The organism is Alicyclobacillus sacchari, assembly GCF_004366795.1.
Classification (GTDB): Bacteria; Bacillota; Bacilli; order Alicyclobacillales; family Alicyclobacillaceae; genus Alicyclobacillus; species Alicyclobacillus sacchari.
On the sequence record NZ_SORF01000003.1, the window covers coordinates 79,916 to 100,294 of the forward strand.

Consider the following 20,379-nt stretch of genomic DNA (forward strand, 5'->3'; position numbering starts at 1 on the left):
GGCTTGGCTCCGCAGCCGAATCGAGAAAGGATGGACAGCATATGACAGACATCACGCACAACTCCGAGGCACTGCGCCTTGAACAGACGTATGGGGCAAAAAACTACAATCCACTTCCGGTGGTTCTTGTGAAAGGTGAAGGCGTCTGGGTTTGGGATGAAGACGGCAATCGCTATCTCGACATGCTGAGCGCGTATTCCGCTCTCAACCAAGGCCATCGCCATCCAAAGATCATTGCCGCGCTGAAAGATCAAGCGGATCGCATCACCCTCACGTCGCGGGCGTTTTACAACGACAAATTGGGGATCATGTACGAACGCTTGGCCAAACTCACAGGCAAAGACATGATCTTGCCGATGAACACAGGCGCGGAAGCGGTCGAAACAGCCATCAAGGCGGCGCGGCGTTGGGCCTATGACATCAAACATGTGCCGGCGAACCAGGCAGAAATCATCGTCTGCAGCGGCAACTTCCACGGCCGCACAACGACCATTATTTCGTTCTCTTCGGACGCCGAATACCAACGTGGCTTCGGCCCGCTCACGCCCGGTTTCCGGATCGTCCCCTACGGCGACATCGAAGCCTTGCGCCAGGCGGTCACGCCAAACACCGCAGCTTTCCTCGTGGAACCGATTCAGGGTGAAGCGGGTATCGTGTTGCCGCCGGTGGGATATCTGCGCGAAGCTTATGAATTGTGCAAGGAACACAATGTCCTGTTTATCGCCGATGAAATCCAGACCGGTCTTGGGCGGACGGGCAAGATGTTTGCGTGTGAATGGGAACAGATTGTTCCCGATATGTACATCATCGGCAAAGCACTTGGCGGCGGCGTGTTCCCTGTCTCGGCAGTGGCAGCAGACCAGGACATTCTCGGCGTATTTGAGCCCGGTTCCCATGGCTCCACGTTTGGTGGAAACCCCCTCGGCGCGGCCGTGGCCATCGCGGCACTCGACGTGTTGGAAGAAGAGGGCCTCGCCGAACGTTCGCGCATACTCGGCGCAGCCTTTCTGGAACGTCTGAGCGCCGTGGAAAGCCCCATCATCAAGGAGGTTCGCGGCCGCGGCTTATTCGTCGGTGTGGAATTGACAACCAAGGCCCGCCCCTACTGTGAGCGATTGAAACAAGAAGGCTTGCTCTGCAAAGAAACGCACGAAAACACGATTCGCTTCGCGCCGCCTCTTATCATCTCCCAGGAGGACCTGGATTGGGCGTTCGAACGGATTGCACGCGTACTTTCCGAGGTGACAGCATGATTGCCGATTCCTTGATTCATGATGCCAATCAAGAAATGGATGTTCTGCGCTCCGCACAAACAGTGATCCGCAATGCCCTGGAGCGCCTCGGCTACGGCCCACATTACTACGATCTCCTGAAGGAACCTTTGCGCATGCTGACAGTCCGTTTCCCTGTGCGCATGGACGATGGCAGCGTACGTGTTTTCACAGGATATCGCGCACAGCACTCGGATGCGGTGGGGCCGACGAAAGGCGGCGTCCGTTTTCACCCGAACGTTACGGAATCTGAGGTCAAAGCGTTATCACTCTGGATGACCATTAAGTGCGGCATCAACGGCTTGCCATATGGCGGAGGCAAAGGCGGTGTCATTTGCGATCCGCGCGAGATGTCGTTTGGCGAACTCGAACGTGTCAGCCGTGCCTATGTTCGTGCCATCAGTCAAATTGTCGGTCCGACGAAAGACATTCCAGCGCCCGACGTGTTCACCAACTCGCAAATCATGGCGTGGATGATGGATGAATATAGCCACCTGCGCGAGTTTGATTCACCTGGCTTCATCACCGGCAAACCGCGGGTACTCGGCGGATCGGAAGGCCGCGAAACGGCGACCGCGCGCGGCGTATTGATTTGTATTGAGGAAGCGGCGAAGCGGCGTGGCTTGCAGCTCACAGACGCTCGCATCATCATTCAGGGTTTCGGTAATGCAGGAAGTTACCTGGCGCAGTTTTTGCATGAAATGGGTGCGCGTGTGATTGGCATCAGTGATGCGTATGGCGCACTGTACGATGAAACAGGGTTACCGATACCGGAGCTTCTGGAACAGCGCGACTCGTTTGGAACCGTGACCACGCGTTTTCAGCGGACCATCACCAATCAGGAATTGCTGGAGAAGCCTTGTGATATCCTGGTGCCCGCGGCGATTGAGAACCAGATTACGGCTGAAAACGCTGAGCGCATCCAAGCGTCCATCATCGTCGAAGCGGCCAACGGACCCACCACCCTGGAGGCTACACGCATCGTCAGCGAGCGCGGCATCCTGCTGGTGCCAGACGTACTCGCTAACTCCGGAGGCGTCACGGTTTCATACTTCGAATGGGTTCAGAACAACCAAGGATACTATTGGTCGCACGAAGAGGTGGAAGCGCGGCTCGCACATGCCATGCGTCAATCGTTTGCAAAAGTGTACGCGACTTCGATGCGGCACCAGGTGGATATGCGCCTGGCCGCATACATGACAGGTATTGAGCGCACGGCGCAAGCCGCGCAGTTGCGCGGTTGGCTATAACGCGCAGGGAAAGCAGCGAGATCGAACAGATTTGATGAGGAAAGCAGGGGGCCAGCATGAAGGAAATTCACATTATCGGCGTACCTTCCGACTACGGCCAGAATCGACGCGGCGTCGATATGGGGCCAAGCGCTATTCGCTACGCTGGGCTCAAGGAAAAACTCGAACGTCTTGGCTATCGTGTGAAGGATCGTGGTGACGTCATGGTTCCCACGCCAGAGACACGCCATATTGAGCATCAAAAGCTCAAATATCTGAAGGAAGTGTTGTCTGTCTGTGAGGCCCTGGCGGAACAAGTCCGCGATGTCGTCACAAGCGGCTACACACCGGTAATTCTGGGGGGCGACCATAGCATCGCAATGGGCAGCTTAGCCGGCATGGCGGCGGCGAAGAAGCAGTTTGGCGTGATTTGGTTCGATGCACACGGAGATATGAACACGCATGAAACGACGCCTTCTGGAAATATCCACGGCATGCCGCTGGCTGCTAGCCTCGGCATTGGCCACGAAGCGCTCACAGACCTTTGTGGCATTCGCCCGAAGGTACAAGCGGATCATGTCGTTTTGGTCGGAGCTCGCTCCATTGATCCGGCAGAGGCGAACTTGATTCGCCAGTCAGGCGTTCACGTGTTCACCATGGCCGACATTGACCGCATGGGTATGGACGCAGTAATGCGCAAGGCAATTGAACTCGCGGCAACAGACACGGACGGCATCCATCTCAGCCTCGATTTGGACGGCCTCGATCCGATGTTCGCACCGGGCGTCGGCACACCGGTCAACGGTGGCGTCACCTACCGCGAAGGACATCTTGCCATGGAGCTGTTGTCCGCATCGGGCAGCTTGCTTTCAGTCGATGTGGTCGAGGTCAACCCGATTCTCGATCACCGCAACCAGACCGGCCGCATGGCTGTCGAACTGGTCGAATCGCTTTTCGGCAAACGCGTGCTGTAAGCGCCAGACGGAATCATGATGCAGAGGGCCATCCTGCGAGGGTAAATCCCCAGCTTGGATGGCCCTCTTCCATATTGACTGCCTTCTGGCGCGTACTGGGAGATTAGCTTTCGGCCTCTGCCCCACGTCAAGGGTTTGGCTGGTTTAGGGTCCGTCAGATACACAACTTTTTGGCTGGCAAATCGCTCTGCGCATCCCCCATTGCGTTTTTTGAAAGGACAAGCAGTCCGATAACTTTCAATGCGTCCCAACCTATGCGCTCAGCACCTATGACATGCCAGGCCATATCATGGCTGACTTGCCTCCATTCATACATAGCACCCATCCCACCTTATGCGCACCACTTCAAGTCTACAAATCGACGAGAAGCTCACTCGGGAGCTTCTCGTCCGACTTCCTGTGTGACCCAAATGATAAGCCAACATCAGATCAATCCCTTTTGCGTAAGCCACTCCTTGGCAACCTCGGAAGGGGATTTCTTATCAATGTCGACTTGCGCATTCAACCGTTGCATCTGACTATCGTCCAACGTTCCGCTCAACTTGTTCAAAATTCCTCTCAACTCCGGATGTGCTTGTAAGGTACTATCCCGAATGATAGGGACTGCATAATACGGTGGGAAAAAGTTTTGATTGTCCTTCAACACAGTCAGATGGTACTCAGGAATCTCCGGATCCGTTGAGAAACCATCCACGACGTCGACCTTCTTGTCGATTAAAGCCTCATATTTCAAACCGACTTCCATGGTCTTAACCGCCTTGAAGTGAGCACCGTATACCTTCTCCAGGCCGGGCAACCCGTCGTCGCGACTGACGAAGTTTTGCTCTGTGCCCAAGGTCAATGAAGGAGATTGCGCAGCAAGCCCTGAAAGTGTAGATATGCCGAGCCGCTTCGCTTCGCTTGCGCGCATCACCATCGCGTAGGTATCGTTAAACCCAATGGGCTTTAACCAAGTCACATGGTACTTTTGTTCAAACTGCTGCTTCACTTCGTCGTACGCCTTGTTCGGATTTTCAGTTACCTGATCGTGCAAGATATTGACGAGTCCCGTCCCTGTATACTCGACATAGGTGTCGACATCCCCATTTTTCATCGCGTTCCAAAGCACATTGGTATCGAGATTGTCTTTCATCACGACGTGCAGTTTCGGGTCATCGTGCTGAATCAATAGCTTCAATACGTTCGCCATAATGAGCTGCTCTGTAAAGTTTTTACCGCCGACGACAATAGTATTGCTACCGCTTGCCCCACCCGTGCCACAGCCCGCAACAGCGGCAACAAGCGCAACTGACATCGCCGAATAGCCGACCGTTCGCACCCGACGACGACCTTTGAAAAGACTCGTGAACATCGTCCAACAACGCCCCAATCTATCCAAACCACTACCTCCTAGCAACCAAGCCTGACTCTTTATCTCAATCCACGCGGCGTCATGCGCCGGTCAATCCAGTTCAAAAGCTGATCGAACACAATGGCGAGCAGTGCCGCCGGAATCGCGCCCACCAGGATCAAAGGCGGATCGATCATATTGACGCCACGCATGATCAGATCGCCGAGTCCGCCTGCTCCAATAAACGTGGCCAGTGTCGCCACCCCGATGGTCAACACGGTGGCGGTACGAAGCCCTGCCATCATCACGTTTCGCGCAAGCGGCAACTGAACGCGAAAGAGCGTTTGCCACTTGGTCATGCCCATCCCGCGTGCCGCTTCAATCAAACTTTGGTCGACTTCCATAATGCCTGTGTACGTATTTCTCACGATCGGCAGCAAGGCATAGAGCACCAGCGCAATCACAGCCGGTAACATCCCGATACCAAACAGTGGAACCATGAAGCCCAACAGAGCTAGGCTCGGGATCGTCTGAATGATCGACACCACCGTCAGTGCGACGTTGGCCAGTCGCGGGTGGCTGGTGATGTAGATACCTAGCGGGATCGATATCACTGACGCGATCAAGATGGCGATTACGCTTAAATAAATGTGTTGCGCAAGCGCCGTCCCCAACGCCCCCCAATTACTGTTGAACGCTTGCCAAAGCGGCACTGTCGCGCACCTCCTCACCGGTTGGTGTCATCAGCTTCAGCACACTGCCACGGGTGACGGCGCCCAATAACCGTCCCTCGTCGTCCAGAACCGGCAAAAATCCATGGCCCTCGCCCTGCAGCAACTGCACGACTCGCGCAACTTCTTCGTTTGGATGAATGACAGGGACATCCCGATTCATCACCGTCGCCGCTGTCGCGCCTTCGTCGGCGAATCTGTCAAGGACACGCACCGCATCCACAACGCCTAGGTAGTGACCGCTGCGATCCGTCACAATGAGCGCATTCACTCTCCTGGTTCGCATCAATTGAATGCACTCCGCAATCCCCCGGTTCGGCCGAACGGTGATAGCTTGCACGATGGCATCGTCAACGACGGCTCGCGTTCCCGCTTGTGCAAATCGCTTCTCCCCAACAAATTGCCGGACGAAATCGTTCTTCGGGTGCCGCAAGATTTGTTCCGGTACATCGTGTTGAATGATTTTCCCGTGCTGCATAAGAACGATTTGGTCCGCAATCTTCAACGCCTCATCCATGTCGTGTGTGACAAAAACGATGGTCTTTTGTAGCTCTGCCTGTAGCTTTGCGATCTCGTCCTGTAATTGTTCACGGCTAATGGGATCCAAGGCACTAAACGGCTCATCCATTAAAATAATCTCCGGATCAGCCGCGAGTGCGCGTGCCACTCCTACTCGCTGTTGCTGCCCGCCACTGAGCTGCTTCGGGTAGCGCGTGGCAAAAGCAGACGGATCCATTCCCATCAAGTCCAATAATTCATAGGCCCTGCGCAGACATGCAGATTTTGGAATGCCTTTCATACGAGGCACCAAACTGATGTTTTCCTCGATGGTCAAGTGTGGGAAAAGACCAATCTGCTGAATGACGTACCCGATTTCGCGCCGCAATTCCACAGGGTCTACCTGCGATAGATCGACGCCATTGACACAAATGGCCCCGCTCGTCGGCTCGATCAAGCGGTTGATCATCTTCAAGGTCGTCGTTTTTCCACATCCTGACGGACCAATCAGCGTTACCAAATGTCCTTTTTCAATAGACAGGTTCAGATCTTGGACGATACTTTTCCCACCAAAACTTTTGTATACAGAAGTAAATTCGATTGATCTGGTCATACCCGCTCCTTTCCCAAAGCTATACAAACTAGGCAGTTTTACGTCACACATGTGCTGAAATGAGAAACATGATGATGCGGAAGATCCAAACACACTGATTCGCCTACGAGGTTAGCTGACGGATTCGGCACCATAGGCGCCTATGCAAACGAATTGGGCGTTCGTCCGCAATTCACCCCAATACTTGGTTCCCCCGTTCCTGCCAAGGCAGGATTCGGCCCTTGATGTTATTTGGCTGGAGAAAGTGTGTATGGCAAGTAGTGTAGCACAACCTCGGTATGATGCAAGTCGTAGTGGGATCTGCGTCAATGCGCGTGGGTGAGGTGTCATCTGAACCAGGGGTTATCGTGGGCACGAACATCTTTCGCACATAGACGTCACGGTTGCAAAATCCGTTGCTAAGTCTTTTGGGGAGTTGAATATTCGGGCAAACACCTATTGTACCGCCGTTCGAGACGCAACGAGTCGAATGTGCAAGCACAGGTCTGGGATGTACGGCAATGAGGGGCTCTCGCAGTACACAGCATCCAGCGTAGGAACCATGAAACAGGAAATCCAGTGCTGCATGTCGAATCTTCGTTTCGTGGTGGCAACCCTAGGTCGCCTATAGGCCACTCTGAATCTGCATCTGGCAGCCATGCTGTCCAATCCGAGGAGGATTTCTACATGCCACAACATCGCAAGGTCGCGTTCGCTGCTCTCGCCGTATTGGGCGGTACCCTCGTGCTGACAGGGTGCGGTAGTCAAGCGGCCACAAGCCCTGCGAATACGGCGACGCCGTCACCCTCGGCAAACGCGGTAAACCATACGAACGGAACAGGCGATAACAACAGCACGAACTCAACGAATCAGACGAACAATACAACCAATGACAGTCAGAGCAATCCAGAGAACAATTCTTCCACCGGCACCAATGGCAACGGCGGATCGTCCAACGACACCGGCAGTGTGCAGGTCTCGAGCCATTTTCCGAGCCTCGTCAAGCAAGCGATGGCGACACTGGGGACAAACGGGTTTACCGGCGCGAATGCACCGACGTTCCTGCCGCAGCCGACCGCAAGCGGCAACAGCTCGTATGACGCTCATGAGACCGTGCCGACGACGAACGGGCCGCAATTTCTCGCCGGTTATCATGTGGGATTCGCGTCTGGCGGCCAAACGTATGCAGCCTTTGAAGTTGATCACTTCGCCAGTTCGCAAAGCGCGTCACAAAGCGTTCTCACGTTTGCAAACGCGCTCAAGGGCGGCAAGACGGTATCAGGCGGCAGCGGCATTGTTCTGCCCAACAATCAGTCGGCGTCTGTCTCCACCAGTGACGGGTCGACCGTCATCCACTGGACAAACGGCAACTGGGCCTGCCAGGTCGTCAATGAAAACACGTCGGTTCCGCCAACGCCCATTGCTGATAAATTGGTCTCCCAATTGGCCGCGAACAGCCTCCCGACGACTGACGGGACAGGTCGCATCATCGTCGATAACGCCAATCCGGCTGGTACAGACCTCACCGTGACGCTCATCTGGAGCGCCAACGGAAACGTGTACCAGGTACAAACGACAAGCGCGGCCAATTCGCCAATTCAATCAGCCTTGCAAATGGCCTCTTCTCTTCAACCGTATCCAGGCTGAGAAAAACCACGAGGCCAGGCGTGCGAAGCCTGGCCTGACAACGTAGACTCCGTCTTGCCGAAGGACACCCAACTCGTATCCCCCCGCGACAGCCAAGACCGCATACGCTGCCGTCTGGCCACCCTTTTGGTAACGCTGGCAACACGTGAATCCCGCCCTGGTGCGATGGCAGTATCGTCTTGGGCGCGATCACGCCCTCCCCGCCGCTGATCGACGCCGCCGCTTGTGTTTTGACATGGGACGCAAAAGCCAACGCACAAAAGCCCAAAGTCCTGCCGGCGCCCCCATCAGCATCAACCACTCAATAGGCACATTGTAGCGTTCAAAGGCGAAGAACACGCAGAACAACAGTGTAAAGTAGAGTAGGCTCACCCAGACGAGCAACAATTCCAACCTTCTGCCTTTCGCGAATACCATCGCCACAAAATGACCGATGATCGAAACGTACACAAGCCAGCGCTGAAGACTGAACAATTGTACGCCCTTGATACCGAAAATCGGGATCGGTAGATATGCGCGCAGCCACAAAATCTGCGGCTTCAGCCAAAGATATGTCCGCCAAAACGACTGTGGATTGGCCTTCAACCATTCGCGAATTCGCTGAATGGCCACCTGCTTCTCGAGTGCGAACCAAGGCAGTTCGTGCAACCGCTGCGGCCGTAAATTCGGATGCTCGCGCAGCAATTGGTGTTCCACGGCTCCCTCGTTGGCCGGCGGCGGATAGCCCTGACCTTGGAACGTGCCGAGCAAAAGCGGGTTCCAGCTGTCATCCGTAAGCAGGATGAACTTGTGAAAAACGATCTCGTTGCGCACCCACCACGGCAACATGAAAACGATGCCGATGACAACCGCGATGCCTGCGTGGCGAATGAGTAAACGTCGAGGGTAACGCTTGGCGGCGAGGTACAGCACGCCGATGACGGCCCACAGTGCGACGTTCGGCCGCACATACATCGCTAGCATAAAGAAGATCGAGAGCCAAAGGAGATCGCGCAGAGCCTTCGTCTGCTCCAACTTGAGCAAATAATAAAAGGCCCAGGCGAACGTGGCCATAAACAGCGGCTCTGTGAGAAACAGTGTGTCGATCTCGACACTTGGCGGATACAGCGCAATGGCAAGGGCGACGATGGCCGCGAAGGCAGGGCTTGTCATCTTGCCGATCGCTTTGTAGGCGCCGACAACGCCCGCGGTCCCGATGAGGGCAAACACGATTTTCCCCACATACAAACCAAGAGCCCCTTGTCCAAAGAGGGCGATGATGGCCGCGAGTAACAGCGTAATGCCAGGCATCATGTGCAGCGTGGGTTTCGCTGGCGTGTAGTACGAGAGTGTGCCCGACTGCAAGAACCAAACGGCACTTCGATAATAACCAGCATCGTCGCTGTGGAGCGACATGTGTGGCCCGTAGGTGAAAATCACAAGCAGCCGCGGCACGAGGGCGACGGCTGCAATCCACATCCAAGCGCGTGAACGCGCCTTTGCTTTACGCATGGATCAGTTCTCCTATGACGTGGTCTATTGCGGCAGTGCCTGTCCAAGACCAGTGTACACGAATCGACAAAAAGTGCACACGGGGATCCCCAACTCGATAGTGCCATTGGTCTGTTTGATGCATATAAACGATGATATATCGGTTAGGTAGATTGCATTGTGGCACGCAAGGATGCAGGACTACCGCGGTTTCTCGTCGTAATCTACGAGCAGGTATCGGAGCCTAAGGTTAGAACAAGGAGGTTCACACGGTTCCATGAACACTTTTGACACAGACGACACAGACCCATCGCAGATCCGCAATACGTTGCTGATCACGCGTCACGACGAATTGCAACCCTTCATCGATTGGTTGTCCGAGGCTCGACCCGGAACGGCTATCTGGTCGGTGCAAGGGATTGGCGGCATTGGTAAAACGACATTTCTTGGACAGATCCAGGCCAGTGCTCGCCGATATGGGGCTGATACAGTTTATATAGACGGAGCCATCGGTTTTACAAACGCCTCCGATCTTCTTTCATATCTGCATTCATCTTTACAATTTTCCAGTTCATCATCCACACCCCTCTTCGGCTCTCTGCTTAACCAATGGCACGAACGGACGCATTCCAAAAAAACGGTCATTCTTTTCGATCACGTCGAAGAAATGTCATTCCTCGAATCATTCTTACGCAAGGAATTCGTGCCGCAGGTTCCATTTGAAAACGTCTTGCTCGTCTTTGCATCGCGACAGGGCTTGTCCATCGGCTGGCGTACGGATCCAAACTGCGTTGTGCGCCTGAAAAGCCTGGATTTACACCCCTTCACGTGGGAGCAATCCATGCAATATACTTTCGAATTCGGAATCCACGACTTGCAATTACAGCAAAAGATCAGTCGTGCAACAGCAGGCTATCCCCTCGCACTCGCCTTTGCGGTGCAAACGACTGAGCAACAGGAAACTGCGAAATTCGGCGGAGATTGGGAAGCCGTTCTTGAGATGGCGTTTCGGATGTTCAGCGAAGTCGCACCACACCTGAGTCCTCTCGTGGAGGGACTCGCGTTCCTGCGCAGTGCCACCCAAGAGATGCTCGTTGAACTGCTGGAACTCGAAGTTCCTCGCGATCATTTTCGCGATCTCAGCCGCCTCTCATTTGTCCGCACGACCGAAATGGGTCTCGTCATGCACGACGTTGCGCGAACCTTCCTTCTGAACGATCTGAAGCTCCGAAATCCGCAGCAGTTTGATAACCTCTTCCTGCGGGCTGTCATGGTTCTCGAGAAAGCCATTCAACATTACCCAAAACGGCTCACATATCAGGTCTGCCATAACATGGCCACCCTGTGTACCTTTCGCCCTTCCGCGCTCACGTTCCCTCACCCAACCATGCAGATGATCCTGTCTGCACGCGCATTGCCAAACTGCGAATTTCTCATCGAAAGCGATGTTGCACTCTTGCATGACATGCTGGACAAAGGGATGGCATCGGGACTATTTCTGGAAGAAACAATGGATCACCATGGACTGCTTGATGTATTGATACATCTATCTCCAGAAGGGTTTCGCATCGTGCGCGATCGCCATGGTCATCCCCTGGCATTTGCCGCATTTGTGCCGCTATGTGGCGAGTGTCTCGCGCAGTTGCCACCGCACATCGTCGATATGGTGCGTCGCGGATTGGGCGAGGATTTTTCAACATACGAAATGACACACATGGCACAAACAGATACCGTACTTAACCTCATGAGCTGCGTGGCAAACGAAACTGAAGAACATACATTTTTTGACCTTTTGCTCGCACTGAAAGTATATGGATGGGCTGAATTGTCACAAGGCAGAAGATGTCTGCTGTTTGGATCGCGGCCGGAGGTTACATCTTTTTATACACAACTCCACTATGAGCCGCTCTACACGGACACGGTTGCTCCAACCCCTGGTTCTATCATGTTTGCGCTCGATTTTCGCCAAAAGTCGATGGGACGCTGGCTGGCTTCTTTGCTGCTGAATACAGAAATTGCAGAGGCACATTCGACCGTCACACCAACAGTGGAAAGCTTGCGAGAGGCATTGAAATGTTTGCGCCGCCCCAAGCAGTACGAACATATAGAACTCGCCAGTGCCTTGGGCATGTCAGCGGACGCCCTGATGGCCCGGCTATCCGAACTATTGTTGGAGAAACGCCCCACCACGCCGCTCACCGTCGAACTACAACGCGTCTTGGCACTCACATACCTGGGTCAGCGACAAGGCGTCTTTGCCATTTCGCGAGATATGAACATCAGCCGCTCCACCTACTACCGCTATTTAGAACAGGCTCACACGGCACTTTTGCAAGTGCTCACAAGATGACCGTAATGGCAAAAACATAGATGCGGCAGCGGCCTGGATAGACGTCGGCAGGGCAATTCGTGGAACAGTTGAGACATTCGGAACGAAATCTGGGATGCCTGTGAACAAAGCCGATCGTACGCTTTATCCCGAAACCGTGAATGAACTGGATGGAGGGATTTTGATTGGCGGTGGAAAGTGCTCTGGCCCCTGAACAGAGGCCGAATGTCCTTAACGTAAGCCTCGTCATTCTGTTGGGAGCGTCCTTTTTCGGCTCGTTAACCACGTATATGTCACAGCCTTTTTTTGTGCTTTACTACCACCATGCGCTTGCTTTGCCGATGGCACAAGCGGGGCTGCTCGTAGGGCTCACGCCCCTGTCGGCAGCGTTATTTGGCGTGATCGGCGGATATGTGTCGGATCGCATTGGCATTCGCAGAGGTTATGTGCTCGCCCTAGCCGTTACTGCTGTTTGCTTCATTGGTCTGGCTAGTCTGCGGCTGTATGTGCTTTTACTTGGGGTTTCCGTTGTCATGGGTTTGGCCAACGCCACCATGCGCAGCGGCGTCCAGGCCTTGATTAATACCCGTGTGCCGAAATCTGAAGCCGGGCGATATCAGACATACCTCTACTGGCTAAACAACCTTGGCATCGTCATTGGTCCAACCGTCGCAACGATACTGTTTAGTGCAGGCAAGAAACCAACGGTGTTTTATATTGCCGCTGGACTTCTCCTGTTGCTGGCCATCGTCATTTGGAGTGTGGTGAGAGACGCACAAGCGGAAACACCCGCCGCGACGGCGCCTGGTGAAAAACCGCAGGAGCCTCCCTCGAAACGCCCCACTTTTCTGGATGTGATGAAGTGTTTGGGCACAGATAGAGCTCTTTGGTGGACTTTTATCGCACTGCTCTGTTTTATCGTGGTGGAATCACAGTTGACTTCGACACTTGGCTTGTATTTGGCTTCGAAATTCCGCCACGGCACCCAATACTACGGACTCCTCAACACGGAAATAGCCCTCATCGTGCTGCTATGTACGCCGCTTGTGCAACGCTTCGCGAAAAAACTTCCTGTGACAAAAGTTCTGCCCACAGGCCTTGTCGTCCTCGGACTTGGTCTTGCCCTATCCGGTTTTTCCACACAACCGATAGGCTGGTTCATCGGCATCTTCTTCTATGGCATCGGTGAGGTGTTGGCCATCACCAAAGTGAACGAGATCATGGCTGGTGCCGCAGGACGCGGCAACCCGGCGACGCGCTTTGCGTCATTGAATTCGGCAATGTTCCTTGGCATGTTTATTGGTTATACACTTAGCACACCTCTTGTCTCTGTCCTATCGTCTGAAGTGTTCTATCTAGGTACCTTCATCATCGTGATCTGCGCGATGTTGGCGTTTCTGAAAGCCTATCACCTGCTCCGCGAAACATCGGTTTCCGAGTCGAAAAATGAAGCCACAGGAGCGATGTGAACGATGAAGGATTTCACAACATGTCTCAAAGACTATGCCCGGATAGGCATTCGGCTAGGTGTCAATCTGCAGCCGGATCAATCTCTCGTCATCGATGCTCCCATCGATGCCGCAGAATTTGCACACCTTCTTGTGGAAGAGGCGTATGGCGCTGGCGCCAAATCCGTACAGATCATGTGGTCGGATCCTGAATATGAAAGACTTCAACTCCTGTACGAGTCGCCCCAGACGTTCACGAAATACCATGCATGGAAACAGCAAGCTTATGCAGAGATGGTTGAAAACAAGGCGGCGTTCTTCACTGTTTTGGCCCCGAGGCCTGGCCTCTTTGAGGATGTACCGGCTGAAGGGATCCACGCCATGCAAACAGCTGCTCTGTCCGCTTTGCGACATGTGCGGGAATCGAAAATGAGGGGCCAAGTCAGTTGGTCCGGTTTAGCCATCCCAACGGTTGCGTGGGCGAACCAAGTATTCCCGGATGAAGAACCAGACAAACGCATAACAAGGCTCTGGGAAGCGCTATTTCACATGACTAGGGTCGACCAGGCACATCCAGAGCACGCATGGCGGCAACATCTTCACGATCTGCGCCGCCGATGTGCGCTCATGAACAACGCCCAATACCACGCTCTGAGGTACATTGCGCCTGGGACGGATCTCACTGTACAGCTGCCCCGTCGGCATAGATGGAGCGGAGGTGGTAGGTTCACGCAAGATGGCATCTTCATTGTACCCAATCTGCCAACGGAGGAGATTTTCACCGCACCGCTGCGCACCGGTGTCCATGGGACGGTTACAAGTACCAGACCCTTGCTTTACGCAGAGCGCGTAATTGACGAGTTTACGTTAACTTTTGAACAGGGCCGCGTGATCGAGTGTCGTGCAGGACGTGGCCTCGATATGCTGAAAGCGCTGTTGGCAACCGATGAAGGCGCTGCTTTTCTCGGCGAGGTAGCTCTGGTGCCACATGGCTCACCAGTTTCCCAGCAAGGCGTAACGTTTTATCACCCACTGTTTGACGAAAATGCCTCATGCCACCTGGCGCTTGGGTCAGCTTACCCAACGTCGATCGAAGGCGGACAATCTCTGCCCAAAGAGCGGTTGGTCGAGCAAGGCATCAATGCGAGCATGATTCATGTTGACTTTATGATGGGTTCAAAAGAATTGAATGTCTTCGCGCTAACCGGTTCAGACGAATGGGTTTGCTTGTTGGAGCATGGCGAGTGGGTCGATAGCGCGCCACCAGTCTCTCATTCGTAACCCGAGTGCAAATGAGTTCATGAAACGCGCACATCTAGGCGCTCCCTAATCCAAAAGGGCCATCGCACGTGCATAGCACGCGGGATGGCCCTTCCGTTTTCACTTACACCCCAGTATTTCTCGCATTAAAACAGGTGATCGAACAGATGGCTGAACAGATGGTCAAACAGATGATTCATCTTTTTCATAATTGTATCTCACCTCTCTCTCACCGCCAGCATAGCGGTCGGCATGCACAGAACGCAATGGGTTGGAAGAAATACGGGATTTATGAGACGAAAGGGACAGCGTGGTGATCCAATAAGACGACGATTACGCAATCTCGTGGTAGAGATCCAACCTTCTGCGGCGTGTGCTCTGCGAGAGAGGATAAATGAATGAAACGATTGAAACACATGTCAGGACGTCTGGAACAGCTTTCCCCATTATCATGTGAAATCGGTACAGAGTTTGCCGTAGAAAGGGATGCTTATCGAACTTGAACGAACGCTCGTTGCTTATGGAAGAAAACTGTCGGTCCATTCTACAACAAAGCATTTTGGGCGACGTGGTGTTTCCAGAACACCCCGACTACCATGCTCGCCGTAAGGTCTGGAACGGCCTGTTTGATACGCGGCCAGCCGTTATCGTGGTTTGCCAGAATGCGGATGATGTCTCCGCTGCAGTTCAATTTGCCCAACAGCAAGAACTGCCTGTGGCCGTGCGTGGCGGTGGGCATCATATCGCGGGATATGGTTCTTGTGACGGAGGCGTACTGATTGATACCTCGCCGATGCGAGACGTGCACGTTGAGCTGGCAAGCCAAACGGTCAAGGTAGCTTGTGGTGCGTCAGCAGGTGAGGTGATCCGCGCGACACAGCAACACGGCCTGGCAGTCCCCACCGGAGATGTGTCAAAGGTCGGCATAGCAGGGTTAGCGCTCGGCGGCGGAATGGGCTACCTGCGCAGAAAGTTTGGCCTGACCTGTGATCATCTGGTTGAAGCCGAGATGGTGCTTGCCGACGGACGCCAGGTACGCGTCAATGCAACCGAACATGACGAGTTATTCTGGGCAATCCGTGGCGGAGGCGGCAACTTCGGCGTCGTCACGTCACTCACGTTTCGGGCACGCCGGATTGGACCCACAGTCTACGGTATCCATTTGATATATCGCGCGGCCGATTTAGCGACCGTTCTGCGAGGGTGCCGCGAGTACCTGCGAGCGGGCCATTCCGACGTTAGTTTTAATCTCGCTATCCACACCATTCCTCCCCTTCCACACCTGCCACAAGAACTGATTGGGCAAAAGGTGGTCAGTATCAGCGGGATGCACGCCAGTGAAGATTTGACACTCGCTTCTCTCGATGTGGAACCACTCCGCAATCTGGGAATCCCGCTTGTGGATTTGTGCGGCCCAATGGATTACACACACCTGCACACGCATTTGGATGAGCAGGTGCCCGAAGGAATGCCCGCGTACGGAAAGTCAATCTACCTGCGCACGCTAGATGATGCATCCATTTTCACCCTCCATCAGGCCATCCAAGCTGCTCCACCCACCTCCATGGCGATGGTATGGCTGCTCGGCGGCCGCATGTCGGAAGTACCCGCAAGCGAAACCGCATTCGGTGGTCGCGATGCGGAAGCCTTGATTATCATGGAAGAACTCGTCAACCCTGCAACCGCTGAGGATACACAACAAGGCCGTATCTGCAGTGGATGGGTCAACCACTTATACAACTCTTTGGCGGAAACACAACCGTCCGTTACCACCTATCTGAATATGGCGGGACTTGAGTCACAACCAGAAGCCGTAGTACGTGCTACGTACGGAGCCAACTACGAGCGCCTGTCTGCAATTAAGCGTCGCTACGATCCGAACAATGTCTTCCGATTCAATCCAAATATTTCGCCGGGATATGAGGCACTTGAACGGCCTGCGTTTGAGCAAAACAAGGGGAATAAGCGGTGAAGCGGCATACGCTTGCTATTCTGAGCTTGGCTTTCATGCTCAGACTTTGCGTGGATGCCCGATGAAGCATCCACCGGTCCGTGTTCGTCCCGAAGGCCCAGACTAACAAAATCCACTTTGGGCTGCCAGGAGCACACCCCCCTGGCAGCCTTCACCGCACCCACGCCAAAAGCAGATCCATGCTGCTCCGGATTAGACCAACTCAACCGGTGGTTCTCCGTCTGCGCCCTGATGAAGCCCTGCGTTCTGCTCACGTTGGCGCCTGTCGCGTTTACCTGCAAACGTAAGGTAAACCGCAGGAACAAGTAACAGCGTGACCAGTGTCGAGAACGTGAGGCCAAAGGCAATCACCGTCGCCATCGACGCCAACGTCGCCGCGCCCTTGCCATAGCCAATCACAAGCGGCATCATCGCGAGTACCGTCGTCAATGTCGACATGAGGATCGGACGGAGCCGCACAGGCCCTGCCTGCATAAGCGCGTCGTAGAGCGAATAGCCCTCCCGTCGCAGGCGGTTCGTATAGTCGACAAGGACGATGGCGTTGTTCGCAATCAGTCCCATGACCATGATCACGCCAATCGCCGAATCAATATTGAGTGAACGATGCGTCAGGAACAAACCGAGCGCCGCGCCAATAAACGTCGGCGGCAGGCAGAACATGATCACAAACGGTGTCAACAGGGCTTCAAACAGGCTGGCCATCAGCATGTACAGAAGCAGAATCGAAAAGGCAAACGCTGCTGCGAGATCAATCATGGTCGAATGCAGGAACTGCCCGTTTTGGCCAAATCCAACGCTATAACCGTTAGGCACGTGCAACGTCTTTAGCTTTTTGGCCAACGCCGCCTGCGCGCGCCCTGATGTCACACCATATGGCGTCGCCGTGACAGTGATGGTGCGCTCGCCATTCACGTGATCGATCTGCGGCGGTTCCGATGAATCGCTGACGGACCCCAGTTTTGTCACGGGCACCTGTTCGCCGCGTTGATTCTCGACCGTCAACTTGGATAAGTTGTTCAGATTTTGCGCATAGGACGACGGCAACTGGACGACGATGTCATAGGCGTTGCCTCCTTGATTGAACGTCGAGGCCACCGCGCCGTTGACGTCCGTGCGCAACACCGACTCCACCTCCTGCTCTGTCAGGCCATACAGAGCCAGCGCGGATTGGCTCAGTGTCAACTGCACATCCGGCACGCCACTCGTCGCACCATTCTGGATGTCCTCAAGCCCCTTGGTCTGTTGCATCAAGTGCACGACTTGATGGCTTAGCCGCACCAGTTCCGCCATATCCGCCCCTTGAATCTGCACGGAAATCTGATTGGAAGCAGGCCCGCTCGATCCGTTGGCCGATCCGGCAGCCACCTGAATCTGCGCGCCTTTCACCTGCTGCACGTCGATGCCAAATTGGTGGCTCATCGCATCCACCTCCTTGGACGCGACGCTTGCCGCAAACGATACGGTGATGTTGGCCTGGTTGGTAGCGCCGAGATCGCTATAGGAATTGCCGCCAATTTGCGCGTCTATCTGCTGGATACCGCTCAACTTCTCGCGCGCCATGGCCTCGACCTGCTGCGCGATCGCGTTGGTCGCTGCGAGCGAGGTTCCTTGCGGCGCGTCAATGGAAACGCTCATTTGGTTATCTCCGACGTTCGGAACCAGTTCAAAGCCGATTTTCGGCACCATCGCGATGCTCGCCACAAACATCAGCGTCGTCACGACAAATACCGTGTTGCGATGGCCCAACGCCCAGCGCAGTGCTGCCCGATACGTCGATGTCAAACCGTGCATGATCCGGGCGGACCAGTCAAACGGGGCATACAAGCGAAATGGCGCATCGATGCCAGGCACCGTGTCTGGCCGCTCAAAGCGCCGCCCACGCAACAGACGAGACGCCAGCATCGGCGTGAACGTCAACGCGACGAACAGAGCCGCGACGTGCGAAAAGGAGACCGTGAGCGACAGTGGCTTGAAAAATTGTCCCGCCAAGCCCGGCACAAAGATGGATGGCGCAAACACGCAAATCTGCGCACAAGCGGCGACCACGACCGCCATCCCCACTTCCTCGGTGCCAAGCTTCGCCGCTTCCCGCGCAGACAGTCCCCGCTGCCTGGCGCGGAAGATGGATTCCAACACGACAATTGAAAAGTCGACGAGCGATCCGAGTCCAACCGCGAGTGACCCTAAGGTAATCGAGTTGATGGACAAGCCAGCGGCGGCCATCAGTGCAAATGTGGACAGGGTCGCAATCGGGATCGCAACGGCGACGACCGCGGTCGTGCGAATGCTGCGCAGAATGAGCAGGATGACGATTACGCCGAAGATAAAGCCCAGTACGGTGTGATTGACGACGGTGTCCATCGTGTCGCGAATGGGTTGTGCGCTGTCGCTCAAGATTTGCACATGCACACCTGCCGGCAGTTGGGAAGCCAAACTGGGGATTTCCTGGCGCACCGCGTTTGAAACCTGGACGATGTTCGCGTCACTCGCCTGCGAGACGGAGAGCGTCACGGCCGATTTGCCGTTGACTGTGGACATGAGCGTCACCGTCTTGTCCCCGTCTTCCACCGTGGCAATGTCTCGCAGCGGAATGTTGCCGCCGAGCGGAAGTGCGATGGGAACGTTGTTGACGTCCGATGGGCTCGCAAACTGACCGTCGACGTGCAGCGGAATCAGCAAGTTGCCCTTTTGCACCTGTCCCGCGTCCGCTGACATGTTATCCGAAGCTATCGCCTGCACCACCTGCTCAATGCTCAAATGATACTTGGCGAGCTTGGCTGGATCGACATCGACCGTGATCTGACGCGTCAGGTTGCCTGCCGTCTGCACACCGGCGACACCGTTCAAGCGTTCGATGGCCGGTTCGACGATGTTGGTGGCCGCATCGCTGACCACCTGCTGTGAGACATGACCGGTACCGTATACAGACAGCTTCATCATGGGCAGGCTGCTCGGGTCAAACTGCTCGACCGCGGGCGCACTTGCATCGGCTGGCAGCCCCGGCTCTACCCGCGCGATGAGGCTGCGCATCTGGTTTAGCTCTTCGTCGATGTTAGTGCCGTAGTTGAACTCGACGACGACCAGCGAGCTGCCCTGCGTCGATGTCGACTCGATGAGTTGCACACCTGACAATCCTTCGAGTGTCTGCTCGATGGGATGCGAGACTTGTTGCTCGACCTCTTCCGGCGACGCCCCGGTCCACGAGGTCGCAACGGCTGCAATCGGCAGGTTGAGCTTGGGGTACAGCTCTTCCGGTAGATGAAACATGGAAAAAACGCCGACCAACACGATGGCCACCATCAGCATCGTGATCGTGACCGGGCGGCGAATGGAAAAGTTGGCGATCCGCACAGAACCGGCTCCTTTATGTCGTGTCATGTCATGGGTTAAGGGCGCACTTTCATCCCTGCTGACCTATATCCTCGCTTGGGCACATTACTTTTGCAAGTAAACTTTTTATGAAATTGTAGAGAACACCGTGGAAATGTTCCATTTGTCGACACAGACAGCAGGATTTCGACGCCACCAGGGCGTAGATGTGAGCATAGAAAGCTTGCTCAAAAGCCTTTGAACCGCTTTGCACAGCGGATGTGCATGAGGAGAGATAGCTATTTATGCGGAGTATTCT

The 20,379-nt window shown here is 54.7% G+C and carries 14 protein-coding genes and 1 riboswitch; of the genes, 8 read left to right on the forward strand and 6 right to left on the reverse strand.

Annotated elements, in window-relative coordinates:
• The first annotated feature begins 41 nt into the window (after nt 1–41).
• Genes C7445_RS04085 through rocF form a run of 3 tightly spaced genes read left to right on the forward strand, consistent with a single transcriptional unit; the run spans nt 42 to nt 3,474 of the window.
• Nucleotides 42–1,253, forward strand: a complete 1,212-nt coding sequence (locus tag C7445_RS04085) for an ornithine--oxo-acid transaminase (protein WP_134158775.1) — start codon at nt 42–44, stop codon at nt 1,251–1,253.
• Entirely contained in the window at nt 1,250–2,521 is a 1,272-nt protein-coding gene (locus C7445_RS04090; protein ID WP_134158925.1) for a Glu/Leu/Phe/Val family dehydrogenase, read from the forward strand. The genes C7445_RS04085 and C7445_RS04090 overlap by 4 nt, the downstream gene beginning before the upstream one ends.
• A 56-nt stretch (nt 2,522–2,577) precedes the next feature.
• A complete protein-coding gene (gene rocF, locus C7445_RS04095) occupies nt 2,578–3,474 on the forward strand; it encodes an arginase (RefSeq protein WP_134158776.1) in 897 nt (298 codons plus the stop codon).
• A 424-nt stretch (nt 3,475–3,898) separates the two neighbouring features.
• Here the strand turns inward: rocF and C7445_RS04100 are convergent, their stop codons facing one another.
• The 3 genes from C7445_RS04100 to C7445_RS04110 are packed head-to-tail and all read right to left on the reverse strand — an operon-like array spanning nt 3,899 to nt 6,646.
• Nucleotides 3,899–4,852, reverse strand: a complete 954-nt coding sequence (locus C7445_RS04100; RefSeq protein ID WP_243834933.1) for an ABC transporter substrate-binding protein — start codon at nt 4,850–4,852, stop codon at nt 3,899–3,901.
• Between the two features lie 32 nt (nt 4,853–4,884).
• Nucleotides 4,885–5,517 carry an ABC transporter permease gene (locus C7445_RS04105; RefSeq protein WP_134158777.1) on the reverse strand — a complete coding sequence of 211 codons (633 nt, stop codon included), beginning with the start codon at nt 5,515–5,517 and terminating at the stop codon, nt 4,885–4,887.
• Nucleotides 5,489–6,646, reverse strand: coding sequence for an ABC transporter ATP-binding protein (locus C7445_RS04110; RefSeq protein ID WP_134158778.1), 1,158 nt, complete (start codon nt 6,644–6,646; stop codon nt 5,489–5,491). The genes C7445_RS04105 and C7445_RS04110 overlap by 29 nt, the downstream gene beginning before the upstream one ends.
• Nucleotides 6,647–6,731: 85 nt before the next feature.
• Nucleotides 6,732–6,876, reverse strand: a riboswitch (cyclic di-AMP (ydaO/yuaA leader).
• A gap of 436 nt (nt 6,877–7,312) precedes the next feature.
• On the opposite strand from C7445_RS04110, the gene C7445_RS04115 reads away from it, so the two are divergent.
• Nucleotides 7,313–8,272, forward strand: a complete 960-nt coding sequence (locus tag C7445_RS04115; RefSeq protein ID WP_134158779.1) for a hypothetical protein — start codon at nt 7,313–7,315, stop codon at nt 8,270–8,272.
• On the opposite strand, the gene C7445_RS14930 is transcribed toward C7445_RS04115, so the two are convergent.
• Both C7445_RS14930 and C7445_RS04120 read right to left on the reverse strand, forming a co-directional pair.
• Complete coding sequence (locus C7445_RS14930; protein ID WP_341770520.1) at nt 8,160–8,573, reverse strand: glycoside hydrolase family 95-like protein; 414 nt, start codon at nt 8,571–8,573, stop codon at nt 8,160–8,162. The genes C7445_RS04115 and C7445_RS14930 overlap by 113 nt on opposite strands.
• Nucleotides 8,462–9,763 (reverse strand): ArnT family glycosyltransferase, encoded by a 1,302-nt coding sequence (locus C7445_RS04120; RefSeq protein WP_134158780.1) that lies wholly within the window; start codon nt 9,761–9,763, stop codon nt 8,462–8,464. Before C7445_RS04120 ends, C7445_RS14930 begins: the two co-directional genes overlap by 112 nt.
• A 256-nt stretch (nt 9,764–10,019) precedes the next feature.
• Between C7445_RS04120 and C7445_RS04125 the strand changes: the two genes are divergently transcribed.
• The 4 genes from C7445_RS04125 (at nt 10,020) to C7445_RS04140 (ending at nt 16,751) form a co-directional block, all read left to right on the forward strand.
• Nucleotides 10,020–12,092: a hypothetical protein gene (locus C7445_RS04125; protein WP_134158781.1), complete on the forward strand. Its 2,073-nt coding sequence runs from the start codon at nt 10,020–10,022 to the stop codon at nt 12,090–12,092.
• 170 nt (nt 12,093–12,262) lie between these two features.
• Entirely contained in the window at nt 12,263–13,540 is a 1,278-nt protein-coding gene (locus C7445_RS04130; protein ID WP_243834955.1) for an MFS transporter, read from the forward strand.
• Nucleotides 13,541–13,543: 3 nt separating this feature from the next.
• Entirely contained in the window at nt 13,544–14,800 is a 1,257-nt protein-coding gene (locus C7445_RS04135; RefSeq protein ID WP_134158783.1) for an aminopeptidase, read from the forward strand.
• Between the two features lie 478 nt (nt 14,801–15,278).
• Nucleotides 15,279–16,751, forward strand: a complete 1,473-nt coding sequence (locus tag C7445_RS04140) for an FAD-binding oxidoreductase (RefSeq protein WP_134158784.1) — start codon at nt 15,279–15,281, stop codon at nt 16,749–16,751.
• Nucleotides 16,752–16,943: 192 nt separating this feature from the next.
• On the opposite strand, the gene C7445_RS04145 is transcribed toward C7445_RS04140, so the two are convergent.
• Complete coding sequence (locus C7445_RS04145; RefSeq protein ID WP_243834934.1) at nt 16,944–20,102, reverse strand: efflux RND transporter permease subunit; 3,159 nt, start codon at nt 20,100–20,102, stop codon at nt 16,944–16,946.
• Nucleotides 20,103–20,379 lie beyond the last annotated feature (277 nt).